The organism is Bordetella genomosp. 12 (assembly GCF_002261355.1).
Lineage (GTDB): Bacteria > Pseudomonadota > Gammaproteobacteria > Burkholderiales > Burkholderiaceae_B > Bordetella.
Window position 1 is genome coordinate 74866 of sequence record NZ_NEVU01000003.1, and the last position, 26803, is coordinate 101668.

The 26803-nt window shown below is 63.3% G+C and carries 30 protein-coding genes and 1 tRNA gene; 12 read left to right on the plus strand and 19 right to left on the minus strand.

What is annotated here, in order from left to right; genetic code table 11:
* Positions 1-516: a signal peptidase II gene (gene lspA, locus CAL22_RS12465; RefSeq protein ID WP_094813768.1), complete on the plus strand. Its 516-nt coding sequence runs from the start codon at positions 1-3 to the stop codon at positions 514-516.
* 62 nt (positions 517-578) lie between these two features.
* The gene (gene coaBC, locus CAL22_RS12470; protein ID WP_094813770.1) at positions 579-1784 is read left to right on the plus strand and encodes a bifunctional phosphopantothenoylcysteine decarboxylase/phosphopantothenate--cysteine ligase CoaBC; all 1206 of its coding nucleotides are present in this window, start codon (positions 579-581) and stop codon (positions 1782-1784) included.
* Positions 1785-1815: 31 nt separating this feature from the next.
* Here the strand turns inward: coaBC and CAL22_RS12475 are convergent, their stop codons facing one another.
* Positions 1816-2763, minus strand: a complete 948-nt coding sequence (locus tag CAL22_RS12475; protein ID WP_094813772.1) for a hypothetical protein — start codon at positions 2761-2763, stop codon at positions 1816-1818.
* A 127-nt stretch (positions 2764-2890) separates the two neighbouring features.
* Here CAL22_RS12475 and CAL22_RS12480 point away from each other — a divergent pair, with 127 nt between their 5' ends.
* Positions 2891-3361, plus strand: a complete 471-nt coding sequence (locus CAL22_RS12480; protein ID WP_094813774.1) for an Lrp/AsnC family transcriptional regulator — start codon at positions 2891-2893, stop codon at positions 3359-3361.
* A gap of 16 nt (positions 3362-3377) precedes the next feature.
* On the opposite strand, the gene pepE is transcribed toward CAL22_RS12480, so the two are convergent.
* Positions 3378-4082, minus strand: coding sequence for a dipeptidase PepE (pepE, locus tag CAL22_RS12485; protein WP_094813776.1), 705 nt, complete (start codon positions 4080-4082; stop codon positions 3378-3380).
* Positions 4083-4094: 12 nt separating this feature from the next.
* Positions 4095-5126, minus strand: coding sequence for a metal-dependent hydrolase (locus CAL22_RS12490; protein WP_094813777.1), 1032 nt, complete (start codon positions 5124-5126; stop codon positions 4095-4097).
* 107 nt (positions 5127-5233) lie between these two features.
* On the opposite strand from CAL22_RS12490, the gene CAL22_RS12495 reads away from it, so the two are divergent.
* Genes CAL22_RS12495 through dut form a run of 3 tightly spaced genes read left to right on the plus strand, consistent with a single transcriptional unit; the run spans position 5234 to position 6838 of the window.
* Entirely contained in the window at positions 5234-5875 is a 642-nt protein-coding gene (locus CAL22_RS12495) for a DedA family protein (RefSeq protein ID WP_094813778.1), read from the plus strand.
* A gap of 11 nt (positions 5876-5886) precedes the next feature.
* Complete coding sequence (locus CAL22_RS12500; protein ID WP_094813779.1) at positions 5887-6348, plus strand: hypothetical protein; 462 nt, start codon at positions 5887-5889, stop codon at positions 6346-6348.
* Between the two features lie 40 nt (positions 6349-6388).
* Entirely contained in the window at positions 6389-6838 is a 450-nt protein-coding gene (dut, locus tag CAL22_RS12505; RefSeq protein ID WP_094813780.1) for a dUTP diphosphatase, read from the plus strand.
* 40 nt (positions 6839-6878) lie between these two features.
* On the opposite strand, the gene CAL22_RS12510 is transcribed toward dut, so the two are convergent.
* The 6 genes from CAL22_RS12510 to CAL22_RS12535 all read right to left on the minus strand — a co-directional run bounded on the left by CAL22_RS12510 (position 6879) and on the right by CAL22_RS12535 (position 12231).
* Entirely contained in the window at positions 6879-7649 is a 771-nt protein-coding gene (locus CAL22_RS12510) for an amino acid ABC transporter ATP-binding protein (protein WP_094813781.1), read from the minus strand.
* On the minus strand, positions 7649-8320 hold the full coding sequence (ehuD, locus tag CAL22_RS12515; RefSeq protein ID WP_094813782.1) for an ectoine/hydroxyectoine ABC transporter permease subunit EhuD: 672 nt from the start codon (positions 8318-8320) through the stop codon (positions 7649-7651). Before ehuD ends, CAL22_RS12510 begins: the two co-directional genes overlap by 1 nt.
* Positions 8317-8958 carry an ectoine/hydroxyectoine ABC transporter permease subunit EhuC gene (gene ehuC, locus CAL22_RS12520; protein WP_094813783.1) on the minus strand — a complete coding sequence of 214 codons (642 nt, stop codon included), beginning with the start codon at positions 8956-8958 and terminating at the stop codon, positions 8317-8319. The genes ehuD and ehuC overlap by 4 nt, the downstream gene beginning before the upstream one ends.
* Before the next feature lie 10 nt (positions 8959-8968).
* Positions 8969-9880, minus strand: coding sequence for an ectoine/hydroxyectoine ABC transporter substrate-binding protein EhuB (ehuB, locus tag CAL22_RS12525; RefSeq protein ID WP_094813784.1), 912 nt, complete (start codon positions 9878-9880; stop codon positions 8969-8971).
* A 141-nt stretch (positions 9881-10021) separates the two neighbouring features.
* A complete protein-coding gene (locus tag CAL22_RS12530) occupies positions 10022-11185 on the minus strand; it encodes an ABC transporter substrate-binding protein (protein ID WP_094813785.1) in 1164 nt (387 codons plus the stop codon).
* A gap of 68 nt (positions 11186-11253) precedes the next feature.
* Positions 11254-12231, minus strand: coding sequence for an ornithine cyclodeaminase family protein (locus CAL22_RS12535; protein WP_094813786.1), 978 nt, complete (start codon positions 12229-12231; stop codon positions 11254-11256).
* Positions 12232-12352: 121 nt separating this feature from the next.
* On the opposite strand from CAL22_RS12535, the gene CAL22_RS12540 reads away from it, so the two are divergent.
* Positions 12353-12775 carry an OsmC family protein gene (locus CAL22_RS12540; protein ID WP_094813787.1) on the plus strand — a complete coding sequence of 141 codons (423 nt, stop codon included), beginning with the start codon at positions 12353-12355 and terminating at the stop codon, positions 12773-12775.
* Between the two features lie 102 nt (positions 12776-12877).
* Complete coding sequence (locus CAL22_RS12545) at positions 12878-14146, plus strand: Nramp family divalent metal transporter (RefSeq protein ID WP_094813788.1); 1269 nt, start codon at positions 12878-12880, stop codon at positions 14144-14146.
* A 50-nt stretch (positions 14147-14196) separates the two neighbouring features.
* Here CAL22_RS12545 and ptsP read toward each other — a convergent pair whose 3' ends face one another.
* From ptsP to thrS, 6 genes are all read right to left on the minus strand, one after another.
* Positions 14197-15891 carry a phosphoenolpyruvate--protein phosphotransferase gene (gene ptsP / locus CAL22_RS12550; protein ID WP_094816563.1) on the minus strand — a complete coding sequence of 565 codons (1695 nt, stop codon included), beginning with the start codon at positions 15889-15891 and terminating at the stop codon, positions 14197-14199.
* Positions 15892-16000: 109 nt separating this feature from the next.
* Positions 16001-16270 (minus strand): HPr family phosphocarrier protein, encoded by a 270-nt coding sequence (locus CAL22_RS12555; RefSeq protein ID WP_029580479.1) that lies wholly within the window; start codon positions 16268-16270, stop codon positions 16001-16003.
* A 61-nt stretch (positions 16271-16331) separates the two neighbouring features.
* Complete coding sequence (locus CAL22_RS12560; protein WP_094813789.1) at positions 16332-16730, minus strand: PTS sugar transporter subunit IIA; 399 nt, start codon at positions 16728-16730, stop codon at positions 16332-16334.
* Positions 16731-16743: 13 nt separating this feature from the next.
* Positions 16744-17700: a glutathione synthase gene (gene gshB / locus CAL22_RS12565; RefSeq protein ID WP_094813790.1), complete on the minus strand. Its 957-nt coding sequence runs from the start codon at positions 17698-17700 to the stop codon at positions 16744-16746.
* Between the two features lie 167 nt (positions 17701-17867).
* Positions 17868-18437 carry a translation initiation factor IF-3 gene (gene infC, locus CAL22_RS12570; RefSeq protein WP_244193960.1) on the minus strand — a complete coding sequence of 190 codons (570 nt, stop codon included), beginning with the start codon at positions 18435-18437 and terminating at the stop codon, positions 17868-17870.
* Positions 18437-20389 carry a threonine--tRNA ligase gene (gene thrS, locus CAL22_RS12575; RefSeq protein WP_094813792.1) on the minus strand — a complete coding sequence of 651 codons (1953 nt, stop codon included), beginning with the start codon at positions 20387-20389 and terminating at the stop codon, positions 18437-18439. The genes infC and thrS overlap by 1 nt, the downstream gene beginning before the upstream one ends.
* Positions 20390-20856: 467 nt before the next feature.
* Between thrS and CAL22_RS12580 the strand changes: the two genes are divergently transcribed.
* Positions 20857-21597 carry a response regulator transcription factor gene (locus CAL22_RS12580; protein ID WP_094813793.1) on the plus strand — a complete coding sequence of 247 codons (741 nt, stop codon included), beginning with the start codon at positions 20857-20859 and terminating at the stop codon, positions 21595-21597.
* Here the strand turns inward: CAL22_RS12580 and hemN are convergent, their stop codons facing one another.
* Complete coding sequence (hemN, locus tag CAL22_RS12585; RefSeq protein ID WP_094813794.1) at positions 21598-22986, minus strand: oxygen-independent coproporphyrinogen III oxidase; 1389 nt, start codon at positions 22984-22986, stop codon at positions 21598-21600.
* Between the two features lie 368 nt (positions 22987-23354).
* Between hemN and CAL22_RS12590 the strand changes: the two genes are divergently transcribed.
* From CAL22_RS12590 to CAL22_RS21320, 3 genes are all read left to right on the plus strand, one after another.
* Positions 23355-23612, plus strand: a complete 258-nt coding sequence (locus CAL22_RS12590) for a hypothetical protein (protein ID WP_094813795.1) — start codon at positions 23355-23357, stop codon at positions 23610-23612.
* Positions 23613-23768: 156 nt separating this feature from the next.
* Positions 23769-24038 (plus strand): hypothetical protein, encoded by a 270-nt coding sequence (locus tag CAL22_RS12595; RefSeq protein ID WP_244193869.1) that lies wholly within the window; start codon positions 23769-23771, stop codon positions 24036-24038.
* A gap of 130 nt (positions 24039-24168) precedes the next feature.
* Positions 24169-24663: an RcnB family protein gene (locus tag CAL22_RS21320; protein WP_244193870.1), complete on the plus strand. Its 495-nt coding sequence runs from the start codon at positions 24169-24171 to the stop codon at positions 24661-24663.
* A gap of 109 nt (positions 24664-24772) precedes the next feature.
* On the opposite strand, the gene CAL22_RS12610 is transcribed toward CAL22_RS21320, so the two are convergent.
* The 3 genes from CAL22_RS12610 to CAL22_RS12620 all read right to left on the minus strand — a co-directional run bounded on the left by CAL22_RS12610 (position 24773) and on the right by CAL22_RS12620 (position 26777).
* Positions 24773-25522, minus strand: a complete 750-nt coding sequence (locus CAL22_RS12610) for a sulfite exporter TauE/SafE family protein (RefSeq protein WP_208621985.1) — start codon at positions 25520-25522, stop codon at positions 24773-24775.
* A gap of 407 nt (positions 25523-25929) precedes the next feature.
* A tRNA-Val gene (locus tag CAL22_RS12615) sits at positions 25930-26006 on the minus strand.
* 111 nt (positions 26007-26117) lie between these two features.
* Entirely contained in the window at positions 26118-26777 is a 660-nt protein-coding gene (locus CAL22_RS12620) for a phosphoribosylanthranilate isomerase (RefSeq protein ID WP_094813800.1), read from the minus strand.
* Positions 26778-26803: the final 26 nt, after the last annotated feature.

The following is a 26803-nucleotide window of genomic DNA, read 5'->3' on the forward strand; positions in this document are numbered from 1 at the left end:
ATGACGCACGCCTCGCCCAAGGCCCGGGGGAAACTGGGCGGCGCCCTGGCGCTTGCCCTGTTGATCATTGTGGTGGACCAGATCACAAAGGTCTATTTCAATACCGCGTTCACGTTTGGCGAGCGCGTCAACGTGCTGCCGTTCTTCGACTTCACCTTGCTCTATAACCGCGGCGCGGCGTTCAGCTTTCTGGCCGCGCAAGAAGGCTGGCAGCGCTGGTTCTTCACGGTTCTGGGCCTGGTCGCCGCTGGCGTCATCATCTGGCTGCTGCGCCGCTCACCCGGCCAGCCGCGATTTCGCGCCGCGCTCATCCTGATCATGGGCGGCGCACTGGGCAATGTGATCGACCGCCTGGTTTACGGGCACGTGGTGGATTTCCTGCTGTTCTACTGGAAAGACTGGTACTACCCCGCTTTCAACATCGCCGACGTCGCCATCACTTGCGGCGCGGTACTGCTGGTGATAGACGAACTCTTGCGCGGCCGCGCCAAGTCCAGGACGTCTGCCGGCACCTGATCGCGCCTACAATCCGTATTACCGACCAACCAGGAAAGCGGCGCTCGCGCCGCGCAGCCACCATGCTCGATCTCGCCCGCAAACGCATCGTTCTCGGTATGACAGGCGGCATTGCCTGCTACAAGATCGCCGAGCTCGTGCGCCGGCTGACCGAGCAAGGCGCCACCGTCGACGTCGTCATGACGGAGGCGGCTACGCACTTCATCACCGCGACGACCATGCAAGCCCTCTCCGGCCGACCGGTCTTCGTCGATGCCTGGGATGCGCGTGTGCCCAACAACATGGCGCACATCGACCTGACACGCGGCGCCGATGCCGTGCTGATCGCGCCGGCCAGCACGGACTTCATGGCCAAGCTGGCTCACGGCCTGGCCGATGACCTGCTCTCCACGCTGTGCGTGGCGCGCGCCTGCCCCCTGCTGGTGGTTCCGGCCATGAACCGCGAGATGTGGGCCAACCCCGCCACGCAGCGCAATGCGGCCCAACTGCTGGCCGATGGCATCACCCTGTTGGGGCCCGCCGCTGGCCAGCAGGCCTGTGGCGAAACCGGCTCCGGGCGCATGCTGGAGCCGCAGGACATCCTCGCCGATCTGATCGCGTTCTTTCAGCCCAAGCTGCTGGCCGGCCGGCATGTGCTGCTGACCGCGGGCCCGACCTCCGAGCCGGTCGACCCCGTGCGGGTCCTGACCAACCGTTCGTCAGGCAAAACGGGTTATGCGCTCGCGCGCGCAGCGCACGAGGCGGGGGCACGGGTCACGCTGGTAACGGGCGCCACTGCATTGCCGGTCCCGCGCGGCGTCTCAGCCATACAGGTCATGACGGCGCAGCAGATGTATGAAGCCGTCATGGCACAGGCGGCCGATGCGGACATCTTCGTGGCCGTGGCCGCCGTGGCGGACTGGCGCGTCAAGAACCCCGCCAACCAGAAGCTCAAGAAAGACGCCGAGGGCGGCGGCCAGCCCCGGATGGAGTTCGAACCCAACCCGGACATCCTGGCCGAAGTGGCCCGCCTGCCCAATGGCCCGTGGTGCGTGGGTTTTGCCGCTGAAACCGAGAAACTGTCCGAACACGCTGAGGCCAAGCGGCTGCGCAAAGGCATTCCGCTGCTGGTCGGTAATCTGGCGCACAAAGTCATGGACGCGGACACCACCGAACTGGTGCTGTTTGATGGCCAGGGAGTGCACCCGCTGCCTGCGGCGCCCAAACTGGACGCGGCTCGCCGGCTGGTGGCCGAAATCGCCGGCCGCCTGCCCCAGACACGTAAATAGCGGTCGGTCGGGCGGGCCGCCGCCCCGCCCCTCAAGCCGACCCGGCTCGCGCCGCCGCTGGCTCGGGCCACAGCCGCGCCAGCGCGGCCACGATCAGCAAGGTCAAGGCCACCCGTCCCACCAACACGATCCCGATGTTGGCGCCCACCGCCAGCAGAAGCAAGGTGTCTTCGATCAGCGAATGCGACAGCGATAGCCATGACAGCGCGAGAAAGCGCGTTCGTGCCGAAAATTGCTGCCGTTGCGCCTCTTCGATGATGAGTGCGCCCCCATAAGACAGCCCCAGCAGCACACCCAGCATGGTCACTGGCGCGACCTGGGGTTCCAGCCCGGACCAGCGCAAAACCGGCGTAAGTGCCCGCGTCAAAGCGCGTGTCAGGCCGCAGCGCTGCATGACATCCAGCAGGATCAGCAAGCCGGTGATCACCACGAAGGTCAGTGCCATCGAGACCGCCGTGCCATGCAGCCACTGCCACAGGCTCAGCTCCGCCCCGCTGGATTCCGCCCCCTGCAACCACTCGAAAGCCATCGGCTGCGACAACCATCCCATGGCATGGCAGGTCCAGGAAACGGCCGCCCCGTAGACAAGCGCCGCGCCCAGCCGCAGCCCGGCCGTGGCCCAGAAGCTCGCTCCGGCCCGGCGCACGATGGCTTGCTCGACCGGCAGATTGTGCGCAAACAGCACCATGGCGGCCAGGGCGCTGAACTGGCCCGCGGTGATATCCAGGCCGCCTGCCAGGCCCGCCAACGCCGCCAGCGCCCCGTAAACGCCGACAAAGACGCTTGCCATCCAGATAAGCGCGGCTTGTGCCGGCAGGTTCAGCCAACCCATGACCGGCCCGAAAACATGCCCCAGGACGTCGACCCACCCTAACCATTGCCCTAGCTGCACCAGCGCCATGATGGGCAGCATGATTTTGGCCAGGGCCAGGAATAAACGCAGGCTACGGCTTAGCACACCGTGCAGATACAAGAGCATACGTCTCTGCTTTTCTTAAGAAAACCGCCCGCCAGGGTGTGGGAGCTTCACAACAGCGATACCTTTCATTGCCTAGCCTCAAAAAAACACGCTATAAACCGGCCACGACCCACAATAAAATTGCGCTATGTTGTTAGACCCGTTAGACCATCGTATCCTCTCCATACTGCAGCGGGATGCGGACCTGTCCAATGCCGCCTTGGCCGATGAGGTTGGCCTCTCCCCCTCAGCCTGTCTACGGCGTGTTGCCCGCCTGAAGGAAACCGGCGTCATCCAGCGCGTCGTCGCTCTGCTGGATTCCAAATATACGGGCCGTGCCCTGACGGCCATCGTCACCATCGAATTCAGCCGCCACGGCTCGGAGTACCGCCGCAAGCTCATGCAGTCTTTGATCGCCGAGCCGGCGGTCACCCAATGCTATCTGGTGACCGGCCGCATCTCCTGCGTGATCATCGTTCACATGAACAATATGGACGAGTATCTAGCCTTCGCTGACCGGCATTTCGATCAGGACGAGAACGTCGAGGCCTTCTACACTCATGTGGTCATGCAGACGGTGAAAAACGAACCCGGGCCGCCGCTGCCGGATCTGTCCTGAGCCGCGGCGGGTCGGTTCAAGTCAGCGAGATTTTGCCGGGGGCCACAGGCCTGGGCGCCCGATCCGCCTGAAACAGCAAGGCCTCATGCGGTCCCAGCAAGGCCAGACCGCGCGCGTCCAGACGCAGCGCATCACCTTCCGGCAAGGCCAAGACCAGCCGCTGTGGATTCACGGCGCAGAATTCCGCCAGCCGCTGATCCCGGGTCTCGCCCCGGTGCTCCGGCGGGTGGGCACTGGTGTAGTGCGGGTTGATCTGGAAGGGCACGAGATCCAGCGCGTCGAATCCGCCCGGATCCACGATGGGCATGTCGTTGGTCGTGCAAATGGTGGGCGCGGCCAGGTTGGCGCCTGCGCTCCAGCCCACATAGCCGGCCTGACCCGCACGGACCCGCTCGGCGATCAGCGATAACAGGCCGCGCCGGCGCAACTCGCGCAGCAACTGGAACGTATTGCCGCCCCCGACCACGATCAAACGCGCCTCGGCCAGTGCGCAGGCCGGATCGGCCTCCTGGTGCAGGCCGCGCGTGGCGATGCCGGCCGGGAGTAAGGCATCGGCGACTTGCTGGGCATAGTCGTCCCATGAACGAGTCACGCCCGCAAAGGGCACGAATAGGGCAGGCCCATCGCCGGTCAGCGTCGAGGCAAACTCGGCCAACCAGGACTGGGCGTGGGTCAAGTACCCGGCCGGTCCGGCCGAGTTACTCAAAAGCAGTGCATTCATGATTCAGAGGTTCTACTCAAAGTTGCGCTGGGCCCAATCGGCCAGCGGCAGAGGCTTGCCAGCGATGCGCGCCAGCAATTGCCGCAGTTCATTCCAGCCGCCACGCTCACTGGGCCAGCGCCGGGGAACAATCGCTTGCCAATCCGAGCCACGACGCTCTCCCATGGCAAAGCGAAACGTATAGTAGCCGGGTAGCCCCATGCGCAGATCGGTCACGACCAAGGTGTCGTCCAGGATGTCATAGCGCAGCCAATCCTGGGTGAACCAGCGCAAACGCGCCAGCAGCGGATCCTCGCCCAAAGCCAGCCCCAGTTCACGGTTGAGCGGCTGAGCCAGCAATTGCGGTGGCGAACGGTCCAGCCAACTGCTGAGCGCCTCGTAATACGTATCGCCCTCGGTTTTGGCCACGACCCGCCACAGCAGAATATTGAAAGGCGTGGGCGTGGCCAGCACCTGCGTCACCCGTTCGCCCCGCGTCTGCAGCGCGGCTGTCACCTCACGTTCGGCCTGGAACCGCCCCGCCAAACCGGCAAACAGATAGGCGGTACTGAACACCAAGGTGGCCGCCAGGATGCGCCGCATCGTGGGCGTCACGCCCTGAATCGCCGCCGCCAGCACGGCCAGCAGCATAGGCACCGTGTAGATCGGATCGATGATGAACACCGCCGACCAACTCTCGGGCATCCTGGCCCACGGCCAGAACAATTGCGTGCCGTAGACCGTAAAAGCATCCAGGACAGGATGCGTGACGAGCACCAGCCACAGCGTGATGAACAGACGTCCGGCGGTATAGGGAGCAGCGGGCCAGCGCTTGCGGATCAGCCACGTCATCACGGCCGCCAGCGCGGTCAGCACAAAAACCGAGTGGGAAAACCCCCGATGGTAGGTCATGCTGGAGACCGGATCGGGATAAGCGATGACCACATCGAGGTCCGGCAGCGTGGCCAGCAACGCCCCATACACCAGCGCGCGCCGTCCTTGCCAGCGCCCCAACAGCGTCGCCTGAATGCCCGCGCCCAATACCGCTTGTGTGACTGAGTCCATATCCCCGCCCCTGCTGCCCGATCGCTTGCGCCGCCTGGCGCGCGGCGGCGTCCGCCTGGCCCGCTTCGCAGGCGTTAAGATACAGGATTGATCTCGGCGGTTTTCCCATGGATGCATATATCGACAAAATCGGGACGTTCATCGAAGCCAATCAGGATTGGGCAGGCCCCATCACCTTTTTGCTTACCCTGGGCGAATCGATGCTGATCCTGGGGCTGCTCATCCCGGCCACCGCGCTCATGCTCCTGACGGGCGGCCTGATCGGCGCGGGTACGCTCTCGGTCTGGAGCATTCTGCTCTGGGGCGTGGCCGGCGCCGTCATCGGTGATGCCCTGTCCTATTTGATCGGTCGCTGGCTCGGCCCGGGCATCACACGCCGCTGGCCGCTTTCGACGCAACGCACGGCGGTTGCACGTGCCCGCCTGTTTTTCTACCGCTACGGCTTCGCCTCGGTGTTTCTGGGCCGTTTCCTCGGCCCGATCCGCTCGACGATTCCCACCGTGGCCGGCATCATGGGCATGAATCACCTGCGATTCCAGATCGCAAACGTCCTGTCGGCCATGCTCTGGTTGCCCGCGATGCTTGCGCCGGGCTATTTCGCCGCGCGCGGCCTGGCCGCCGCCCGTGAAAGCCAACAGTACGGCCTGATTGCCGGCGCACTGGCCTCCGTGCTGGTCGGCGCCTGGCTGGCGGCCACGATGCTGAAGAAACGCCGCCAGGCTGCCCATCGCGGCCGCGGCCAATCCTGACCAGGAACACCATGTCCATCTACGGCGAACCCAAGAACGGCGATTTCGCCCGCTACGTCGAAGAACTCTCGCGTCGTGGGCTCGGCTCCCAGCCCGCCTCCTCGACACAGTCACCCGGAGAAATGCCGCGCGGCCGCCCCCCTGCGCCCCGCTGGCGCCGCATGGCTGCCGGCACCCCGTCGGCGGCAACGGCGCCAGCGCCAGCCCCCGCACGCAGCAGCGAGCCCACACTGGCAGGACAGGCCAGCCTGCGCCAATCCAGCTCGCGGCAAGCTTTGTTAGGGTTCATCATGATCTGCCTGGCCGTCTGGAATCTGGCCGCCTTCCTGGCCCATGAACACCAGAGCCCCGCACGATTCATTATCCCGGCCTTGATCGGGCTTTGGCTGTTCCGTGGCGCGGCACGCAAGCGGGCGCTGTCGCGTGCAACGCCCCCTGCCCTGCCACCGCTGAACCTGCCTCCGAAACCTTGAGCGTCTGTTAGGCTTGCGCCTTTCCTATTTTTCTTCAGCCATGAAATCCGTCGATCTCAAAATCCTCGACGCGCGCATGCGCGATTGCCTGCCTTCCTATGCCACCCCCGGCTCAGCCGGCCTCGACCTGCGGGCCTGCATCGACCAGGCAATGGTGATCGAGCCAGGCGCCACGGTCCTCATCCCGACCGGACTGGCCATCCACGTGGCCGACCCCGGTTACGCCGCCGTCATCCTGCCGCGCTCCGGCCTGGGTCATAAGCACGGCATCGTGCTGGGCAATCTGGTCGGCCTGATCGACTCCGACTACCAGGGCCAGCTCATGGTGTCGACCTGGAACCGCGGCCAGACGGCCTTCACCCTCGAACCCATGGAGCGCCTGGCGCAGCTGGTCATCGTGCCGGTGCTGCAGGTGAACTTCAACGTCGTGGAAGAGTTCGGTGAGTCCGAACGTGGTGCGGGCGGCTTCGGCAGCACCGGCCGCTCCTGAGCAGGACGGGCAGGCAGCCCATCGCCGCCTGCCCCACCGGTTACTCGGCCTCGATGACGCTTTGCAGAAACTGACGTGTGCGCTCCTGCCGCGGATCCGCAAACAGCTCTGACGATGGCCTGTCCTCGACGACGTTGCCCTCGTCAAAGAACAGCGTACGGTCGGAGCTGCGCTCGGCGAACTTCATTTGGTGCGTGACGATGATCATGGTCATGTCTTTCTTGGCCGACAGTTCTCTCAGGATTTCCAGAATCCCGCCCACCAGCTCCGGATCCAGCGCGGAGGTGACCTCATCGAACAGCATGATTTCGGGCCGCATGGCCAGCGCGCGTGCGATACCCACGCGCTGTTTCTGCCCCCCGGATAGACGAGCCGGATGCGCGTCCAGTTTGTCGCCCAGGCCGACGAGCTCCAGGTATTCACGACCGCGTGCGTCGGCCTCCTCACGCGACAAACCGAGCACTCGCAACGGGGCTTCCACCACATTGCCCAATGCCGTCATGTGGGGGAACAGATTGAAGTGCTGAAACACCATCCCTATTTTGCCGCGCACCTGGCGCACGTGGGATGAATTGGGATCGGCCAGACGTCCCTGCGCATCGCGCCACATAGAAACACCATCGATCTCGATCTCGCCGTCGCTGGGCCGGTCCAGTGTCATCAGCAAGCGCAGCAAGGTGGATTTGCCCGAACCCGACGGCCCGATGATGGACAGGGTCTGCCCCGCCGGAATGTCCAGATCGATGCCGCGCAGGACTTCATGCTCTCCGTAGCGCTTACGCAAATTCTTCAGGCGTATGCTCGCGCTCATCACGCACCTCCATAAATGACTTTCAGCCGTGCTTCCAGACGGCGCACGCCCCACGCCGCGATCAGGCTCAGGACCAGAAAGATGATGCCCACGAGAGTCAGCGGCTCGGTATAGCGGAATGTGCTCGAACCGATGATCTTGCTTTCCTGCAGCAACTCGACCACGGTGATGGCCGACAGCAACGGGGTGTCCTTGAACATGGCAATGAGATAGTTGCCCAGCGCCGGCACAACGGGTGGGATAGCCTGCGGCAGGATGATGTCCACCGAGGTGCGCCAAGGCGACAGGTTCAATGCCGTGGCCGCTTCATGCTGGCCGCGCGGCACCCCTTCCAGGCCTGCCCGGTAGACCTCGGCGCAATAGGCGGCGTAATGCAGCCCCAGCGCCAGCACACCGGTGATCAACGGCGACATGCTCAAGCCCAACGAAGGCAGCACGTAGAACAGGAAATACATCTGCACCAGCAAGGGCGTGCTGCGGACGAACTCCACCACCAACCCGGCCGTCCACGAGACGGCTTTCCAGGGCGAGCGGCGCAACAATGCCAGCACCAGCCCGAACACGATGGCAAACAGCATCCCCAGTATGGTGGCCTGCACGGTGACCAGCAAGGCCGAGCCCAAAGAGGGCAGGATTTCCCAGGCGAATTTCCAATCGAAAACAGGAGTCATTGGATACGCACCTTTTTCTCAAGCCAACGCACCACGCCGGTGATGCACAGCGCCACCGCGAAATACATCAACAGCATGATGCTGAAGATCTCGGTGGTCTGCAGGGTCTCGCTACGCAGCAACTGTCCCCGGAACGTCAGATCAGTGATCGTGATGAGCGAGACCAGCGCCGTGTTCTTGAGCAGTTCGATGAAAAGATTGCCCGCCGGTGGCAGCATGGCCGCGAAAGCCTGGGGCAGGATCACGCGACGCATGATCTGATGGCGCGTGAAATTCAGCGCCACCCCGGCCTCCCGCTGCCCGGCAGGAACGGCCTGGATCGCGCCGCGCACCACCTCGGCGCCATAGGCGCCAGCGTTAAGCGCCAGAACCACTATGCCCACCAGAATGGCCGGCAGCCGCACACCGAACATCGGCAAGACGAAGTAGAACCAGAATAGCTGCACCAGCGCCGACGTGCCGCGAAACACCTCCACATAAGTCAGCGAGAGCGTGCGCAGCCAAGCCTGGCTGGACAACCGCGCCAGTCCGGCCATGATGGCCAAAGGGATCGCCAGCAGTGCCGCACCCGCCGTGATGCGCAGCGTCACCAACAGCCCCTGCCACAGGGGCCCGATCAATTCAGGCAAAGAATCCATGGCCGCCCCCTCAAGGCGTGCCGCACAACTTGGCCGCCGTCACGTCGCCAGGCAATTCCGCCTTGGTAAAGCCGAACGGCGCCACCAGCTTGGCATGCTCCGGCGTGCCCAGAAACTTCGCCAGTTCCGCATTGAAGGCATCCGCGAACGCTTTGTCTTCCTTGCGGAAAGCAAAAGCGCCATAGCCCCGTGCCTCCTTGCCATCGATGACAGGATTCTTGAAGGGCTGAGCGCGTTCCATGCCGCCGCCATCCTCGGCCTTGTTCAGCAGATCATTGATGGTCAGCGCCGTGGCCGCGTAAGCATCGGCCCGGCCTGCCTGCACGCCGGCGAACGCGCTCACCGAATCCGGAAACACCACCATCTTGCCCGCATCGACCTTGGACTGACGCGCATAATCGCCTTCGATCGCTCCCACCACCACGCCCAACTTCACGTCAGGCTTGTTGGCGACATCCTCGAAACTATGCAACTGCTTCGGATTGCCCTTGGGCACGAGGAAACCCTCGTCCACGCCGTAGGTGGGATTGGAGAACGCCACCTGCTGGCAGCGCTCGGGCGTGACGTACATGCCCGCGGCGATGATGTCGAAGCGCTGCGCCTGCAAACCGGGAATCAGGGACCCGAATTCGGTGAGCACCCCGTCGACCTCATCGATGCCCATACGCTTGAGCACCACGCGCGCGACCTCTACGGACTCGCCGGTGACGCGGGCATTCTGGCTGTCCATGAACGCATAGGGCGCCTCATTGGCGTAACCGATACGGATGCGGCCTGCCTTCTTGGCAGCCTGCAAGGTGTCCTCGGCGCTGCTTTGCTTCTCCGCAGCCGGGGGGGCAGTGCTGCTGCCCGAATCGCAGGCGGCCAGGGCGGCCAGAGTGGCCACAGCCAGCGCACGCTTGGTCCAGGACCAGCTCGTCATCGTTGTCATCTTGGTGTCCCCTAAATTAGTTCACCAAGAATCTTATGCGAATAAATGATTTGAGTACGAATCAAATTTCAACAAAAAGGGGCAGGATCATGCCTGCCCCCCAGGGAAACGCTTATTTAACCCGGGTATATATCAGGGTTGTCCCGCATAAGAAAATTTGCCATCCTTGATCACACCCATGACACGGGCACGCTCGTCAAAGCCTTGGTGGTCCTTGGGCGTGATGTTCAGCACGCCATTGGGCACGGCCAGATCCCGGGTATTCTCAAGCGCATCGCGCAAGGCTTTGCGAAACTCGGCCGTGCCGGGCTTGGCCCCCGTTTTCAGGGCCCGAGCAACCGCAGAATCCAGCAGCATCCAGGCCCCATAGGCGTCGCCCGCGAACTGCGTCAGGCTATGGGCGCCGTGCTCCGCCTCGTACTTATCGGCGAAATCCATGGCGACCTTCTTGACCGGATTATTCGCGGGAAGCTCTCGCGCCACCACGGCCGGGCCGGTGGGAAACAAAGTGCCTTCCACATCGCGCCCGCCAACCTGCAGAAACTCCAGCGTGCCGATGCCATGGGTCTGGTAGATCGGGCCCTTATACCCACGCTCCAGCAGCGTTTTCTGGGGCAAGGCCGAGGGGGTGCCCGCCCCGGCGATCAACACGGCATCCGGCTTGGCGCCTATCACTTTGAGCGCTTGCCCCATGACCGAGGCATCGGTGCGCTGGAATCGCTCCTGCGCCACGATCTGCAGGCCGGCAGCCTGCGCCGCGGCCGAGAATTCCTTCCACCAGCTATCGCCATAGGAGTCGGCAAACCCGATAAAGGCGACTGACTTCACCCCCTTCTTTTTCATGTCCTGAGCCAGCACCGACGCCATGAGCGAATCGTTCTGGGGCATTTTGAAGGCCCAGGCCCGCTTGGGGTCCGAAGTGGGCTCGACAATGACCGCCGAGGCCGCCAGGGCCACCATGGGAGTACCGGTTTCGGCCAGCACGTCCAGGCCGGCCAGCGCGGCGGCCGTGGTATTGGGCCCGACGATGGCGTCGACCTTGTCCTCTGAGGTGAGCTTGCGCATGTTTTTGACCGCGCGGCTGACGTCGGTGCCGTCATCCAGAACGACATAGCGCGCCGGTTGCCCGCCCAGGGTGCTGGGCCACAGACGAATGGCGTTATTGGTTTGAATGCCGATGGCCGCGGCCGGGCCGGTAGTGGAGACATCCACGCCGATGACGACTTCGGCCTGAGCGCCAAAAGCGCAACCCATGGCAACCGCAAGCGCGGCACATCGCTGAACAATGGAGGACATGATTGGATTCCGTGTGGAGGGAAAAAGCCGGGCGGCGGTCCCATGCCCGCCTGGATGCGTATTTTGCCCTATGTCTTTGCGGTGCGCGCCCCGCGCCGCGGTCGTTTGGGCTTGGCGGCCTGGGCCTCGTAGACGAAGGCGGCCAGTGCCAGATCCTCCAGCGCGCTGCCCACGGCCTTGAAAACCGTGATCTGTCCATCCTCGCTGCGCCCGGCCACCCGGCCCGCCACGAGATCGAACAACGTTCCGCGGATATCCGGCATGCGCAGCGTGCCGGCCTTGAAGGCCTCGAGCAGATCGCCGGATTTGGTCGGCGCCTCCTCGGTGTCGACATAGATGGCGTTGCCCGCGAAGCAGGCCGGATCGGTTTCCTTCATTTCCGGCTTGAAACTGCCGATGAGATCGAGGTGCGTGCCAGGCTGCAGCCACTCTCCGCGCACCAGCGGCTCGGTGGACAAGGTCGCGCAGCTGACGATGTCGGCCTGGCGCACCGCCGCCTCGAGATCGCTCACCGCACGCGCGGCCATGCCTTGATCTTGCAGGCGCTGAGCCAGGGCTTCGGCACCTTGGGGACGTACATTCCAGATCAGGATCTCATCGATGGGGCGCACCGCCCGCATTGCGGCGGGCACCAGGCCGGCGATGCGGCCGCTACCGAGCACCAGCAGACGGCGCGCGTCACGCCGCGCGAGATAGTCGGCGCCCAACGCCGCGGCGCCAGCGGTGCGAAATGCGGTCACGGCGTCGCCATCGACCTGGGCCAGCGGGACACCGGTGCGCGAGCTGTACAGGGTGTAGCTCGCGTGCAAGCCGGGCAGGCCATCGCGCGTGTTCTCCGGGAAGATATTGATGACCTTCACGCCGTAGTACCCGGCCTCGCTCCAGGCCGGCATGATGAGCGATGTGCCCTGCCGGTCGCCGGCCGTGATGTTGTGCACATGCCGTGGCGGCACCGTGTATCCGCCGGCGAAAGCCGCCCGCAACGTAGCGATGACAGCGTCGAAAGCCAGCGCTTTGTGCGTGGCGTCAGTATCGATGTTCAGCATGGGTAGCCTCCTGCGCCGCATTATGACCGCATCCTGTCCCGGTTTTCCAGCAGACGCTTGAAACGATATGATGGACCGGCAGGGAGCCGGTCTCCCCTCATCACGCAACAGGAGTTTCCGCATGAAAAAGACAGCATCCGCAGTCTGGCAAGGCGACCTGAAGAATGGCAAGGGCAGCATTTCGACCCAAAGCGGCGCCCTCAAGAACCAGCCTTACGGCTTTAAAACGCGCTTTGAAGAAGAACCGGGCACCAATCCCGAAGAGTTGATCGGCGCGGCACATGCCGGTTGCTTTTCCATGGCGCTCTCGAATGTCCTGGGCGAAGCCGGCCTGACGCCTGACCGCATCGACACCAAAGCCGAGGTCACGCTGGACAAAACCGACGACGGCTTTGCCATCACCGCCATCCACCTCACCGTGGTGGCCGCCATCCCCAATGCCAGCGACGCCGCTTTCCAGGAAGCCGCCGCCAAGGCAAAAGCCGGCTGCCCAGTCTCCAAGGTGCTCAACGCCAAGATCACGATGCAGGCCTCCCTGGCCTGATCGCGGCAGTGCTGCGGCGCGCCACGCGCGCCACAGCGCGAAAATCCTTGGATCTGGGTCCTGGCATATCTACAATGAGAAGTATTCTCAGAAAGGTATGACATGACCCGTTTGCTGCTTGCTCTGTCCGGACCCGCAGCCCGGCATCCCGGGTTGCGCCGTGTCATCGGCTCAGGCGTGCTGGTGGCAGTCGGCTATATCGACCCGGGCAACTGGGCCACCGATATCGCGGGCGGCGCGGGCTTCGGCTATGGATTGCTGGCCGTCGTCTTCGCGGCAGCTTTGCTCGCCATGGGTTTCCAGATCCTGGTGGCGCGCCTGGCGCTGGCCACCGGGCAAGATCTCGCCGCGCTCACCACACGCTACCTGCCGCGCAGCGTGGCCAACGCGGCCTGGCTGGCCGGTGAAGCCGCCATCTTGGCCACAGCCCTGGCCGAGCTCATCGGCGGCGCCATCGCCCTGCGGCTATTATTCGGTCTGCCTCTGCTGGCCGGCATCGCGGTCACCGGCATTGCCACCCTGACCGTTTTTTATGTCGCACGCGGCCAGGTTCAGCGTCATGAGCAGATCATTGCCGCGCTGCTTGGCATCGTCGCGCTGAGCTTTGTCATTCTGTTGGCCAAGGCCCGTCCGGACCTCATGGCCATCACCGACGGCGTGGCTCACACCGCGCACGCCCTGGCCGATCCGCGCGGTTTCATGATTGCGCTGGGCATCCTGGGGGCGACGTTGATGCCACACAACCTCTACCTGCATTCCGGCGAGCTCGCCCAACGCGCCCAGGGACTGCCGCCGGGCTTGCGCGGCATCGCCTTTCGCCTGGCACGGCAGGACACGGTCATTTCGCTGAGCCTGGCCATGCTCGTCAACGCGGCCATCATGATCGTCGCGGCGGCCTCGCTTGCCGGGCAAGGGCCCGTCGTGGCCAATCTGGATGCCGCCCACGCGGCGATCGCGCAGTCGCTGGGCGCCGGAGCCGCCCTGCTCTTCGCTCTCGCCCTGTACGCATCGGGGCAGAGTTCCACTATTACCGGCGTCATGGCCGGCAAAATCCTGTCACGGGGTTTCGAGCGCGGCAAACAGGTGTCGGCCTCGCGGCGAGCCCTCATGACCCGCGTGGCGGCCGGTCTGGCCGCGGCGGCCATGCTGCTGACAGGCGGCAGTGCGCACCCGGACAGCATCCTCGTACTCAGCCAGGTGATCCTCAGCCTGGCGCTGCCCTTTGCACTTATCCCGCTCGTTCTGCTGGCTTGCCGCAGCGATGTCATGGGCCGCTGGAAGCTGTCCGCGGGCTGGGCGGCTGCGGCCCTGTGCTGCAGCGTTGGCATCGTCATCCTCGATGCCTATCTGCTGGCTGACATGATGGTCTGAAAAGCGGAAAGCCGGCTCCTGGCCGGCTTTCGCGTACCCGCAGCCTGGCCTCAAGCCTGATCGAGGTGATCCAGATCCACGGGTAAGGCGCGGTTCAGCACCGAGGCCACCTTGACCCGCAAGGCATTGGAATGCGCTCGCCGGACTTCCCGCTTGACGTCCAGCAACTGCTGCGGGTGCATGGAGAATTCCGTCAGCCCCAGCCCCAGCAAGAGACGGGTCAGGCGTGCATCGCCGGCCATTTCGCCGCAAACGGCAACCGGCTTGCCCGCGCGTTCGCCGGCATTGATGGTCGCCGCGATCAGGCGCAGCACCGCAGGGTGCAATGGATCGTACAGGCCGGCCACGTCATGATCGCCGCGGTCGATGGCCAACGTGTACTGGATCAAATCGTTGGTGCCTATGGACAGAAAATCCAGGGCCTGGGCAAAAGGCTCGATGGCAATCGCCATGGCGGGCACTTCGACCATGGCGCCGACTTCGATTCTCGGGGCATAGGCCTGCCCGCGTTGATCCAGCTCGCGCCGCGCAGCGTCCAGCGCGGCATACACCGCCTTGACTTCATGCATGTGGGCGATCATGGGCACAAGCATGCGCACCGTCCCGTGCGCCGAGGCGCGCAAAATGGCCCGCAGCTGGCTGGCGAACATGTCCGGGCGCGCCAGGCAGTAACGAATGGCGCGTTGCCCCAAAGCCGGATTGGTCGCAACCGTCGCCTCACCGTCCAAGGTTTTGTCTGAGCCGATGTCCAGCGTACGTATGGTGACCGGGCGGCCCGCCATGGTTCGCACCACCGACACATAGGCTTGATACTGCTCCTCTTCGCCAGGCAGGTCTGCCCGCCCCATGAAGAGGAACTCGCTGCGAAACAGACCGATGGCGTCAGCGCCAGAGGCCAAGGCCAGCGCGGCTTCTTCGGGCAGCTCGATGTTGGCCTCGAGCTTGACATCGATGCCATCAAGCGTGATCGCGGGCACGTCGCGCAAGAGGGCGAGTTCGGCGCGTTCGTCGGCATAGGCGCGCTGACGGGCGCGGTACTCATCGAGAATCGCCGCCGAAGGGTTGACGATCAACACGCCCGCGGCGCCATCGACGATCAATACGTCGCCGTCACGCACCAGATCTCGCGCATGACCCAGCGCCACGACGGCGGGCACGCCCATGCTGCGCGCCACGATGGCGGTATGCGAAGTGGGCCCGCCCAGATCGGTCACAAACGCCGCAAAGCGCCCGCCGCGCAAACGCAGCATATCGGCAGGCGAGATATCGTGCGCCACAACCACCAGCGGATCATCGCCGTCGACGCTGGCGCCATCGGGCAGCATGGACGGCGTGCCCGACAACACCTGTAGCACCCGCTCGATGACCTGGCGGACATCTCCGCCGCGCTCGCGCAGGTACTCATCCTCCATCGCGTCAAACTGCTCGCTCAGGATCTGCCCTTGCGCCGTCAGCGCCCATTCGGCGTTATAAAAACGCTCGGAAATCATGGCGCGCGCCTGCTCGGCCAACAAGGGATCGCCAATCAGCAGACGGTGCACATTGAGCATGGCGCCCAACTCGCGCGGTGCATCTTCGGGCAGGCTGTCGGCCAACTCAAGCAGATCGGACTGCGCTTGCAGCAGCGCTTGTGTCAGCCGCTGGCATTCCGCGCCCACGTCTTCGGCTGCGATGCGGTAATGGGCCACCTCGAGCGCCGCGGCCCCCATGACGACGGCCCGGCCAATGGCATAGCCACGGGCCACGCCTTTGCCGAACAAAGACAATACGGGGCTGGCAATGCCAACCCCGTCATCGGAAACAGCCAGCGCCCCCGGCGCAATCATGGCGCCGGAGTCTGCATTCAATTCGCGTCTATTCCTGCTCACCGAATTTGTTTTCGAACAAGGATTGAATCTCAGCCAGGGCCTGATCGGCATCGGCACCGGATGCATCGATCTTGACCGTGACCCCCAGCCCCGCGGCCAGCATCATCACACCCATGATGCTCTTGGCATTGACGCGCTGTGCCCCACGGGCGATGAAAATCTCGCTGTTGAACTTGCTGGCGAGTTGCGTGAGCTTGGCAGCCGCACGGGCGTGCAAGCCGAGTTTATTGCTGATGACAATATCTAACGTAGGCATATTTTGTTTTTTGATCACGGCGGCAAGCCGTGCTGGGTGGATTGTCAGGGCGAGCCCCGCATCAGTCTACACGCAAGCAGCCCTGAACCCCTCCTGCCAACGCTTTTTCACGTGTTTCGGCCAATGACAAATTGCGGTAGGTCAACGCCCGCAGCAGCATGGGCGTATTCAGGCCGGCCAGCACACAGCACTGCACGCCGCCTGCCTGCGCATCGGCCACCGCGCGCTTGGCGATGTTGGCCGGCGTGGCGCCAATGAGGTCGGTCAGCACCAGCACGCCCTGGCCTCGGTTGACGCGCAGAATATCCTGCAGCACCTGAGGCACCAGGTCATCGGGCAGATCCTCCGGCAGGATGTCATGCACGGCCAGCACGTCGGTGGTGTCGCCCAGCACGTGCCGTACGCTTTCGCGCATGGCGTTGCCCAGCGGGGCGTGGACGACGATAACGATCCCAGTCATGGCGGATCCGCGCTCAGGCCGCCGCGCGTTCGAGCGCCTGCGCGAACATGTCCGCCACGTCAAAACCGGTCTGCTCGGTGATCTCGACAAAGCAGGTCGGGCTGGTGACGTTGATTTCCGTCACGTAGTCGCCGATCACATCCAGGCCGATCAACAGCAGCCCGCGGCCGGCCGTGCGCGCCGCCACGGCGCGCGCCAGTTCCAGATCGCGCTCGGACAGCGGTTGCGCCACACCCCGGCCGCCGGCGGCCAGGTTACCGCGCGTCTCGCCAGCCAGCGGAATACGCGCCAGCGAATACGGCACCGGCTCGCCGCCAATGATCAGGATCCGCTTGTCGCCCTTGACGATCTCCGGGATATACCGCTGCGCCATGATGGTACGCGTGCCGTTGTCGGTCAGCGTCTCCAGGATGGCATTGCGGTTGGCCTCATTGGGCTGCAGGCGGAAGATGCCCGTGCCGCCCATGCCGTCGAGCGGCTTGACGATCACATCGCCGTGCAAAGCATGGAAGGCCTTGATGCGGTCCATGTTGCGGCTCACCAGCGTGGGCGTGGTGAGCTCGGCGACTTCGGTGATGGCCAGCTTCTCGGGATGGTTGCGGATGGCGGCGCCACCGTTGAACACTTTGGCGCCCTGAGCCTGGGCATACTCCAGCAAGTGCGTGGAGTAGACGTACTCCATGTCAAATGGCGGATCTTTGCGCATCAGCACCGCGCCAAAGGCAGCCAGGGCAACATCGCTTGACGCGCCGCTATCGCGCCACCAGTCAGGGCCGTGCAGATCCGCGCCCTCGACCAGCTCGATCGCCTGGCTGTGCGCGAAGACCTCGCCCGCCTCGATATAAAGGTCCCCTTGCAAGGCCACGCTGAGGGTATGTCCGCGTGCGACCAGCGCGCGCATCATGGCCACGGAGCTGTCTTTATAGGCCTTGAGCTGCGGCAAGGGATCGATGATGAACAAGACGTGCATTACGTTACCTGACACCTCTGCCCCGCCTCCTGGTCAACAAGAGCACGGAGCCGATAAATACATCGTAGCGCAGCCGGGCGGCACGCCAAGTCCGCCCGATGGCGGCGCGACAAACGCAAACCGGCCCGGCGTCTTCCCTGTGGAAGAGCCGGGCCGGACTCGCGGAATCAACTGGCCGCGTCGGCCTTGGTTGCGCCCGCTTTTTTCTTCGGTGCAAGCACCATGACCATCTGGCGGCCTTCGAGCTTGGGCATCGCCTCGACCTGAGCCAATTCGGTCAGATCGTCGCGCACTCGCTCCAGCACCCGCATACCGAGTTCCTGGTGAGCCATTTCACGGCCGCGAAAACGCAGCGTTACCTTGGCTTTGTCACCTTCTTCCAGGAAGCGGCGCAGATTGCGCAGCTTGACCTGATAGTCGCCCTCGTCGGTCGCCGGCCGGAACTTGACTTCCTTGACCTGGATGACCTTCTGCTTGGAACGCGCCTCGGCCTGGCGTTTTTGTTCCTGGTACTTGAATTTGCCGTAGTCCATCAAGCGGCAGACTGGCGGCTCGGCGTTGGGCGCGATTTCGACCAGATCCACGTCAGCTTGTTCGGAAAGACGGAAAGCGTCGGTAATCTTGACGATACCGAGCTGCTCACCCTCCAGACCTATGAGGCGCACCTCGGGGACGCGGATTTCACCGTTGATGCGAATGCTTTTTTCAGTGGCGATGTTGAAGACTCCTAGAAAGATTAAACAGCTTTGCTGTCCGGCTGAGCGACATTGCGTCGACTGGCGACGTCTTCGTTCAGGCGAGCGACAAAGTCGTCGAAAGGAATGGCGCCCAGATCAAGGCCACCAAGTCCACGTACGGCGACGGTCCCGTTTTGTGCCTCCTTGTCGCCAACGACAAGAATGTACGGAACCTTTTGCAGGCTGTGTTCCCGAATTTTACGAGTGATTTTTTCACCACGCAAATCGGCCTGAACCCTAAAGCCTTGTTTTTTCAGGCTTTGTGTGATTTTGGCCGCATAATCGGCCGAGGGCTCGGAAATGCAGCATACAACGGCCTGCACCGGCGCCAGCCAAGGAGGCATCGCGCCGGCATGGTTTTCGATCAGCATGCCGATGAAACGTTCCAGAGAACCCAGGATCGCGCGGTGCAACATCACCGGCGCGCGGCGCTGGTCGCTCGGGTCGACGTACTCGGCGCCCAGGCGCACGGGCATGGAAAAATCCACCTGAATGGTGCCGCACTGCCAATGACGGCCGATGGCGTCCTTCAGCGTGTACTCCACCTTGGGGCCATAGAAGGCCCCTTCACCCGGCGAAATCTCGAACTCGCAACCCGTGCGCCGCAGGCTTTCCATCAGCGCCGTTTCGGCCTTGTCCCAGATTTCATCGCTGCCGATGCGTTTTTCCGGACGGGTAGCGACCTTGTACAGCACTTCCGTGAAGCCGAAATCCCGGTACACCTTCTGCAGCAGCGCCGTGAAATCCGCGCACTCGTCCTGGAGCTGGTCTTCGGTACAGAAAATATGGCCGTCATCCTGCGTGAAGCCCCGCACGCGCATCATGCCGTGCAGCGAACCCGAGGGCTCATTGCGATGGCATTGGCCGAACTCGCCATAACGCAGCGGCAACTCGCGGTACGAATGCAGCCCGGCATTGAAAATCTGCACGTGGCCCGGGCAGTTCATGGGCTTGAGGCCGTACACGCGGTTCTCCGACTCGGTCGTGAACATGTTCTCGCGGTAGTTGTCCCAGTGGCCGGTCTTCTTCCAGAGCGACAGATCCAGGATCTGCGGCGCCTTGACCTCCTGATAGCCGTTGTCGCGATACACGGCACGCATGTATTGCTCGACCTGCTGCCAGAGTGCCCACCCCTTGGGATGCCAGAAAATGAGGCCGGGAGCCTCGTCCTGGAAATGGAACAAATCCAGGTCGCGGCCGATCTTGCGATGGTCACGCCGCTCGGCTTCCTCGAGCATGTGCAGATAGGCGTCCTGGTCCTCTTTGCTGGCCCAGGCCGTGCCGTAAATGCGTTGCAGCATCTCGTTGTTGCTGTCGCCGCGCCAATAGGCACCGGCCACCTTCATCAACTTGAAGACTTTGAGCTTGCCCGTGGACGGCACGTGCGGCCCGCGGCACAGGTCGATGAAATCACCCTCGCGGTACAGGCTGATGTTCTCATTGCTGGGAATGGAAGCAATGATCTCGGCCTTGTAGGCCTCGCCGATACCTTTGAAGAAGGCCACGGCTTCGTCGCGGGACCACACTTCGCGCGTGACCACCTCGTCCTTGCGGGCGAGCTCGGTCATTTTCTTCTCGATGGCTTCGAGATCCTCTGGCGTGAACGGCCGCTTGTACGAGAAATCGTAATAAAAGCCGTTGTCGATCACCGGGCCAATCGTGACCTGGGCATCCGGATACAGCGACTTGACCGCATAAGCCAACAGGTGAGCCGTCGAGTGGCGGATCAAATCCAGGCCATCGGCCTCCTTGGCCGTGACAATGGCGAGCCGGGCATCCGTTTCGATGCGAAAGCTGGTGTCGACGAGCTTGGGCTCGGCGCCATCGAAGGTGACGCGGCCAGCCAGAGCCGCCTTGGCCAGGCCGGTACCGATGGACTGCGCGACCTCCGCGACCGTGACCGGCCCGGGATACTGGCGCTGAGAACCATCCGGCAAAGTGATTTGTACCATCGACGAGTTTCCTGGATGAGAAACGAAAAACGCGGCTAGTTAGCCGCGTTTCATCTGCCTATGTTTTGCGTTTAACTGTCTGCTGACATCAAACACCACTACTGACTTAACGCGACAAGGGGCGATAGGTCGGAGTCGTAGTTCGTGCCGGTGCGCAAAACATGAAAGGCCTTTTGGGGAATCGGATCCTGGCCGCCCGGTGCAGAAGAAACATCCCGCGCCGTTTGACCACAGAAGATCATTGTAGCACTTTTGCGGCAGCCTACGGGTGCAGAACACCGCTCTGCCTTGTGGCCCGTCCGAAAGTCGGAAACGGCTTTTAGGGCGTACTTATATGCATATGTAGGACTTTTCCTGATTTTTCAACATCCCGATTTTTGCCGCAAATTCCCTTTAACCTCCGGACTGAAGCTAAGTTCCGATCGGACGAAAGCACTTCTCTGAAGCACTCTTTCCAGGAATAAGCCATGTCGAACAACCTCCCTCCCCTTCCCGGCCAAGACAGACCCGAGGACGCGGCCGATCCGGGTTACGGCGTGCGGCGCTACATGTTGCTGTCGCGGCCCAGCCACAAGATCCGCGTGGCCATCGTCGACGACCATCCCGCCATCACTCTGGGCCTGGCGGCCTATCTGCGCAACCAGACCGACCTGGAAGTCAAATGCGTGGAAACCAAGGCCGAGGCGCTGGCCAAAACCCTGAAGCAGAATCCCTGCGACGTGGCGGTGGTGGATTTTTATCTGCCGCGCCAACCCTGGGACGGCATGGACTTCATCCGCCGCCTGCGGCGCCAGCACCCCGAAATGGCCATCGTCACCTTCTCTGCCGGTAAAAACAGCGAAACCGAATTCGCGGCTTACCGGGCTGGCGCCAATGCCTACCTGCCCAAGGAAGCCTCGGTCGAAACCCTGGTGGAAGTCATCCGGCAAACCGCCGCGGACCGGCGCCAGTTCCTGGGCTGGAAAGACGGCCGCTCCCAAATCACCGAACCGGCTCACCCTGACTCACAACTCACCACGGCCGAACTCGAAGTCCTGCGGCAGATCTCGCAAGGCTTGTCGGTCACGCAGGTCGCATCGCGGTTGCTGCGCAGCAAGAAGACCATCAGCACGCACAAGCGCCGCGCCATGAAAAAACTCGGGTTGGCCGACGACCTGGCGCTGGCCCTCTACCTGAACGAGAAATTCGAGCAGAACATCTGCGGTTGATCAGGCGATGCGCGAGAAGCGCTGCGTCGTGGCTGACGCACGCAGATGCGCATCGAACACCATGGCGATCGCCCGCACGAAAAACCATCCCTGCTCCGTCACGCTCAGGCAGCCGTCATCGGCCAGTTGCACCAGCCCCATGGCCTGCAACTGGCGCAATTGGGGCAGCTCCTGAGCAAACACCTGCTCGACGTTTGCCTGGCCGCTGGCCGCGGCCAGATCCACACGCCCGCGGCACATAATGTCCATGATGAGCTGGCGGCGCCAGAGATCTTCGTCGGTACAGGCCAAGCCGCGCTCGACCGGCAGCACACCGGCGTCCATCGCTGCGTAGTAGGCATCGATGTCCTTGTAGTTCTGGCTATACACCCGCCCGACCTGGCTGATGGCCGACACCCCCAGCCCTAGCAGATCGCGATCCGGCTCCGTGGTGTAACCCTGAAAATTGCGGTGCAGACTGCCCTCGCCGCGCGCGCGCGCCAGGCTGTCTTGCGGCAGGGCGAAATGATCCATGCCAATGTAGACATAACCTTGGTCCATGAAGCCCTCGATCGCCGCGGCCAGCAGGGCCACGCGCGTTGCGGGATCGGGCAACTCCTCGACCACAATGCGCCGCTGCGGCTTGAAGCGCGTCGGCAAGTGCGCATAGGCATACAATGCGATGCGGTCCGGGCGCAGCGCATTGACTTGATCTATCGTGCGCGCAAACGAGGCCGCCGTCTGCCGAGGCAGCCCATAGATCAGATCCACATTGATGGACGGAAAACCCACCTCCCTGGCTGCCTGCATCAGATCGCGCACTGCCTCATAAGGCTGAACCCGATGGATCGCCTGCTGCACGGCGGGCTCGAAATCCTGCACACCGTAACTGAGGCGGTTGAACCCCAAAGCCGCCAGATGCTTCAGGCGGCCGGCATCGATCGTGCGCGGATCGATTTCGATGGAGATTTCCGCTGAACTGGCAAGATGGAAATGGCGCCGGATCTCCGCCATGACGCCGGCCAACTCGGCATCGGAGAGAAAGGTGGGGGTCCCGCCCCCAAAGTGCAGTTGCGTGACCATCGCCCGGCCACCGAGCAATTCGGCCTGCATGGCCATTTCACGCGTGAGGGCGGCAATGTAACGCGCGGCTCGCTCATGGTGCCGTGTCACTACCTTGTTACAGGCGCAGTAATAGCAAACCGAGTCGCAAAAGGGGATGTGCACGTAGAGGGACAAGGCTTGCTGCCCTCCTCGCGCGCTCAATGCCTGCGACCACTGGCGCGCGCCAAAGCCTTCGTGCAGGCGGTCCGCCGTGGGATAGGAGGTGTAGCGGGGCCCCGTCTTGGCCAGACCGGCCAGGATGTCGGGCTTGAAATGGGTTCGCGTTGGCGCAGACAGAGGGCACATGTCGCTGATTATGCGGGCACAGGACCCGCCTGCCTTTGATCTGGCGCAAGCCGCCACGCCGTCAAGCCGGCGCCGGCCGCCTTGCGCGGTTGGGGGGGGGCGAGCGGCAACGCGGGTCGGCCGTTCCTGTCGACGGCGCCACGCCATGTGTTCGAGTTGTGAACCGTATATCGCGTCGACGCGGCCGCACTGCCAGACGCGCTAAGCGGCTAGAGCGTGGGCGCTGGCATCAACGCGCAGAGCGCCAGCACCGCCGGCACCGAGCAAGCACGGATGTCTTTCCAGGCCTCGCCTCCACCAGGGGCGGCTCTCGATAGCCAGGTCTCGACACGTAGAATGGCGAACTCTCCCAACAGCTGGAACTCCTCATGGAAACAGAACTCGACGGCCGCCTGCTGGCCCTGCGCCAGGCCTTGGCCATTTCGATCGCGCTGTCCACTCGCGGGCATCCGCAGGCCACCGCAATGGCCCTGGAGCTGCTCGATGATCTGCGCCAGCATGCCGACAACAGCCCGGCCGATGCGCCCTTCGACGCCCCGGCCTGGGTGCAAGGCGCTCAAGACGAGCTCGAACAGATCTCCGCGCTGGTCCAGGCCTTCACCCGGGCGGGCGACGAACCGGCCTGAGGCAGTGACGGCAAGGCCTGCGGTTCTGGCACACGGTGCGCGACGACGCGGAGCACAGCCGCTGACCGCATAGCCGCCCTGCCGCAGCGCCTCCCCTCAGGCTTTGCAATGCTTGACTTTCTTTAGCTCGCCCAGCGATTGTAAGATCTCGTCACATTGACGCAGGATCGATTACATTATCTGCAGGCCATGAGTAAGCATAAGTACAAATTTATCCAGTCTCCCCCGCTCACCGAGGCCGAGCGCCGCGCACAACGCACCCTGGCAGCCGCCAACAAATTGATGAATCGCAATCCGCCAGAGCCCTCGCCGGACGTCAGTCCTGCCGAGGCGGACCTTATCCGTTACATGGATGAACTGCGCGCCCGCCAGACCGGCGTCGCCGTCGCCGCGGCCCCAAAGCCGCGCTCGCGCAAACCGGTTTGACCCAGATAGCTGTGACAGTGGATTTCAGAACCGCGTCGCGCTCACCATATGTAACGGCTGGGCGCTCTCTATCGCTGCCCTGCCGATAGAATTTCTAGGACGGCGTATACCGTTTTATCGGGAATTCATCATGAACCAGAAATTTGCTTCAGTTCTGCTTATGAGCGTGCTGACCGCCAGCGCGAGCCTGGCTACGGCGCAACCCAGCCCGGGCCGAGGCCCGGATGGCGGCCAAGGCCGTCAAGAACAAGGTCCAGGCCGCGGCCCTGATGCCCATGGCGGGCGGCAGGACCCGGGCCGCAGCCCCAATGCCGGCGGCGGACGCCAGGATCACGCGCCGGGCCGCGCGCCCAATGGCGGCCCCGGACAGCAAGGGCCGGGACGCGGCCCCGAAGGCCGCCCAGGCGGCCAGCCCGGTCCGCATGGAGATCCCTCCCCCGCGCGCTGGGAAAAAGGCCAGCGTGTGCCCGCTCCCTACCGGGGCCGTCAGTACGTCATTGAAGACTGGCGCGGCTATCAACTGCGGCAGCCCCCGCGGGGCTACCAATGGATCGGCGTCGGTGCGGATTACTTCCTCATCGGTGTCGCCACGGGCGTCGTGCTGGAAAGCGTATTCGGCCGATGACGCGGCATTGAAAGATGCGCGCTTGCCGTATCGGGCAGCGCGCATCGCAACGACACAGGGCCTCGGCAGCGCAGCGCCGAGGCCCTGTCTACATGGACGCGTCGCTTGGCTAACGCGCCAGCAACTGCGGCACGGATGAGGCCAACAGCGCGACGCCTGAAGCGGTCAACAATCCCAGCACCAATTGCCGAAACCGCAGCTCACTGATGCCGATATACAGCCGGGCTCCCAGCAAGGTGGGCACCAGCATCGCGGGTGCCACGATGGCAAACAGTGGCAGCATGTCCGCCGTGACGAGCCCGGTTGCCAGATAACTGCCCATGGTCACGGCCAGCATGGACAAGTTGAAGTTCTGGATTACGGTGCGTTGCGTATCCTTGGGATAGCCACGCAAGGTACACCACAACGTGGGCAATACCCCGGTGAAACCTCCCAGTCCGCCCATCACCCCGCCGGCCATACCCACCACGCCATCGGCCAGCCGGCCACCTGTCCTTATCTTGGGCAAATGCCGCGACAACAGCATCGCCGGGCACCAGAGCACCAGCAAGAGACCCAGAATCAGTTTGAACCAACTCATGTCCAGACGCGGCAGCAAGATCACGCCCAGCGGAATACCCACCAGCCCGCCCACCACAAACGGCAGCAGCAACGCCCAGGAAAATCCCCGCCGCACCGTCACCGCCGCCACGATCTGCCCAGTCAATGCGCCGAACACCGCCAGCACCGCCGCCAGGCGCGGCTCCAGCACCCAGGCCCAGAACGACATGGACACCATACCGAACGCAAAACCTGACAAGCCCTGCACAAACCCCGCCACCACCGCCCCGAGGGCCACCATCAGATACACCGACGTCATCACCATCCCTCACGCTGCTGAGCAAAAGATTATGCGGCATGAACAAGCAACGGCATTCGCATGTTTTTATTGGCGCATAGTGGCGGGCTTATAGCCGGCGAACCTCATGACGCGCTGCGGCGCGGCGCAAAGATGCCGCACTCGCGCACCGGCGTTTATGGCAGCCGCACTTGGCGCACCTTGGCGTCCCAGACTCCCGCCTCGATGTTTTCTTTATGGAGCCCGGTTCGCTAAGCGTTTTCGGAATATTCCGAACACTACGCCTGCAGACTCGATCCCGTCTCGATCACCTTAAAAAAACATCTCGTGCGCCCGCGCCGACAAAAGCAAAAAGCCCGTTAGCGTAAATGCTTAACGGGCTTTTCTTGCTTTGCTTCATGCTGCCTGGCAGCACTTGCAGGTATTCTTGGTAGGCGGTATTGGAATCGAACCAACGACCTCCACGATGTCAACGTGGCGCTCTAACCATCTGAGCTAACCGCCTAAATTCGGGCCTTGCTTGAAGGCTTGCATGACTTCGCTCTCGATCTCTAGCAGCGCTTTTTTGCGTTGCTGCGTTCGTGCAGCGAAGAAAAAGAATTATATAGATGTTTTTTTAAGCGTGCAAGTCATCGTCCACTTTTTTTATCGCGTCGAAGAAGGCACTGACTTTGACGGCGTCCTTCAGACCCGGGCCTTCTTCAACACCGCTACTGACATCGACCGCCCAAGGGCGCACAAGGCGCACGGCTTGATCGATATTGCCGGGCTTCAGGCCGCCGGCCAGGATCAAAGGACGACTGTCAGGATCCGCTTGCACCGCCGCCAGCAATGCGTGATCGAAGGTCAGCCCGCTGCCGCCAAAGCCCGCGCTGTAACTATCGAACAGCCACCCTGCCGCATCGCGGTACTGGCGACACACAGCGGCGACGGCATTGGCCTCGTCGAGGCCTGGGCCGCCCACCCGGAAGGCACGCACAAAGCGATGTCCGTAGCGGGCGCAGTCCTCCGGGCTTTCATCACCATGAAATTGCAGGAGATCGGGCCCGACGTCGTCGAGAACGGCACGCACTTGGTCCGCGCTCGGGTTGACGAACAGCGTCACCACGCTGACGAAAGCCGGCACTTCCCGACGCAATTGGGCAGCGCGCCTGGTGTCGACAAATCGCTTGCTGCCGGCATAGCACACGAAGCCTATCGCATCGGCGCCGGCTTGTACGGCCTGCGCAATATCGGCTTCGCGGGTCAAGCCGCAGATCTTCACACGCGTTCGCATTGGAGCTACCTGATCGGGTTGGAAAC

Coding starts and splice junctions, on each gene's coding strand:
- lspA (WP_094813768.1), top strand. CDS start 1: ATGACGCACGCCTCGCCCAAGGCCCGGGGGAAACTGGGCGGCGCCCTG.
- coaBC (WP_094813770.1), top strand. CDS start 579: ATGCTCGATCTCGCCCGCAAACGCATCGTTCTCGGTATGACAGGCGGC.
- CAL22_RS12475 (WP_094813772.1), bottom strand. CDS start 2,763: ATGCTCTTGTATCTGCACGGTGTGCTAAGCCGTAGCCTGCGTTTATTC.
- CAL22_RS12480 (WP_094813774.1), top strand. CDS start 2,891: ATGTTGTTAGACCCGTTAGACCATCGTATCCTCTCCATACTGCAGCGG.
- pepE (WP_094813776.1), bottom strand. CDS start 4,082: ATGAATGCACTGCTTTTGAGTAACTCGGCCGGACCGGCCGGGTACTTG.
- CAL22_RS12490 (WP_094813777.1), bottom strand. CDS start 5,126: ATGGACTCAGTCACACAAGCGGTATTGGGCGCGGGCATTCAGGCGACG.
- CAL22_RS12495 (WP_094813778.1), top strand. CDS start 5,234: ATGGATGCATATATCGACAAAATCGGGACGTTCATCGAAGCCAATCAG.
- CAL22_RS12500 (WP_094813779.1), top strand. CDS start 5,887: ATGTCCATCTACGGCGAACCCAAGAACGGCGATTTCGCCCGCTACGTC.
- dut (WP_094813780.1), top strand. CDS start 6,389: ATGAAATCCGTCGATCTCAAAATCCTCGACGCGCGCATGCGCGATTGC.
- CAL22_RS12510 (WP_094813781.1), bottom strand. CDS start 7,649: ATGAGCGCGAGCATACGCCTGAAGAATTTGCGTAAGCGCTACGGAGAG.
- ehuD (WP_094813782.1), bottom strand. CDS start 8,320: ATGACTCCTGTTTTCGATTGGAAATTCGCCTGGGAAATCCTGCCCTCT.
- ehuC (WP_094813783.1), bottom strand. CDS start 8,958: ATGGATTCTTTGCCTGAATTGATCGGGCCCCTGTGGCAGGGGCTGTTG.
- ehuB (WP_094813784.1), bottom strand. CDS start 9,880: ATGACGAGCTGGTCCTGGACCAAGCGTGCGCTGGCTGTGGCCACTCTG.
- CAL22_RS12530 (WP_094813785.1), bottom strand. CDS start 11,185: ATGTCCTCCATTGTTCAGCGATGTGCCGCGCTTGCGGTTGCCATGGGT.
- CAL22_RS12535 (WP_094813786.1), bottom strand. CDS start 12,231: ATGCTGAACATCGATACTGACGCCACGCACAAAGCGCTGGCTTTCGAC.
- CAL22_RS12540 (WP_094813787.1), top strand. CDS start 12,353: ATGAAAAAGACAGCATCCGCAGTCTGGCAAGGCGACCTGAAGAATGGC.
- CAL22_RS12545 (WP_094813788.1), top strand. CDS start 12,878: ATGACCCGTTTGCTGCTTGCTCTGTCCGGACCCGCAGCCCGGCATCCC.
- CAL22_RS12555 (WP_029580479.1), bottom strand. CDS start 16,270: ATGCCTACGTTAGATATTGTCATCAGCAATAAACTCGGCTTGCACGCC.
- CAL22_RS12560 (WP_094813789.1), bottom strand. CDS start 16,730: ATGACTGGGATCGTTATCGTCGTCCACGCCCCGCTGGGCAACGCCATG.
- gshB (WP_094813790.1), bottom strand. CDS start 17,700: ATGCACGTCTTGTTCATCATCGATCCCTTGCCGCAGCTCAAGGCCTAT.
- thrS (WP_094813792.1), bottom strand. CDS start 20,389: ATGGTACAAATCACTTTGCCGGATGGTTCTCAGCGCCAGTATCCCGGG.
- CAL22_RS12580 (WP_094813793.1), top strand. CDS start 20,857: ATGTCGAACAACCTCCCTCCCCTTCCCGGCCAAGACAGACCCGAGGAC.
- hemN (WP_094813794.1), bottom strand. CDS start 22,986: ATGTGCCCTCTGTCTGCGCCAACGCGAACCCATTTCAAGCCCGACATC.
- CAL22_RS12590 (WP_094813795.1), top strand. CDS start 23,355: ATGGAAACAGAACTCGACGGCCGCCTGCTGGCCCTGCGCCAGGCCTTG.
- CAL22_RS21320 (WP_244193870.1), top strand. CDS start 24,169: ATGAACCAGAAATTTGCTTCAGTTCTGCTTATGAGCGTGCTGACCGCC.
- CAL22_RS12610 (WP_208621985.1), bottom strand. CDS start 25,522: ATGACGTCGGTGTATCTGATGGTGGCCCTCGGGGCGGTGGTGGCGGGG.
- CAL22_RS12620 (WP_094813800.1), bottom strand. CDS start 26,777: ATGCGAACGCGTGTGAAGATCTGCGGCTTGACCCGCGAAGCCGATATT.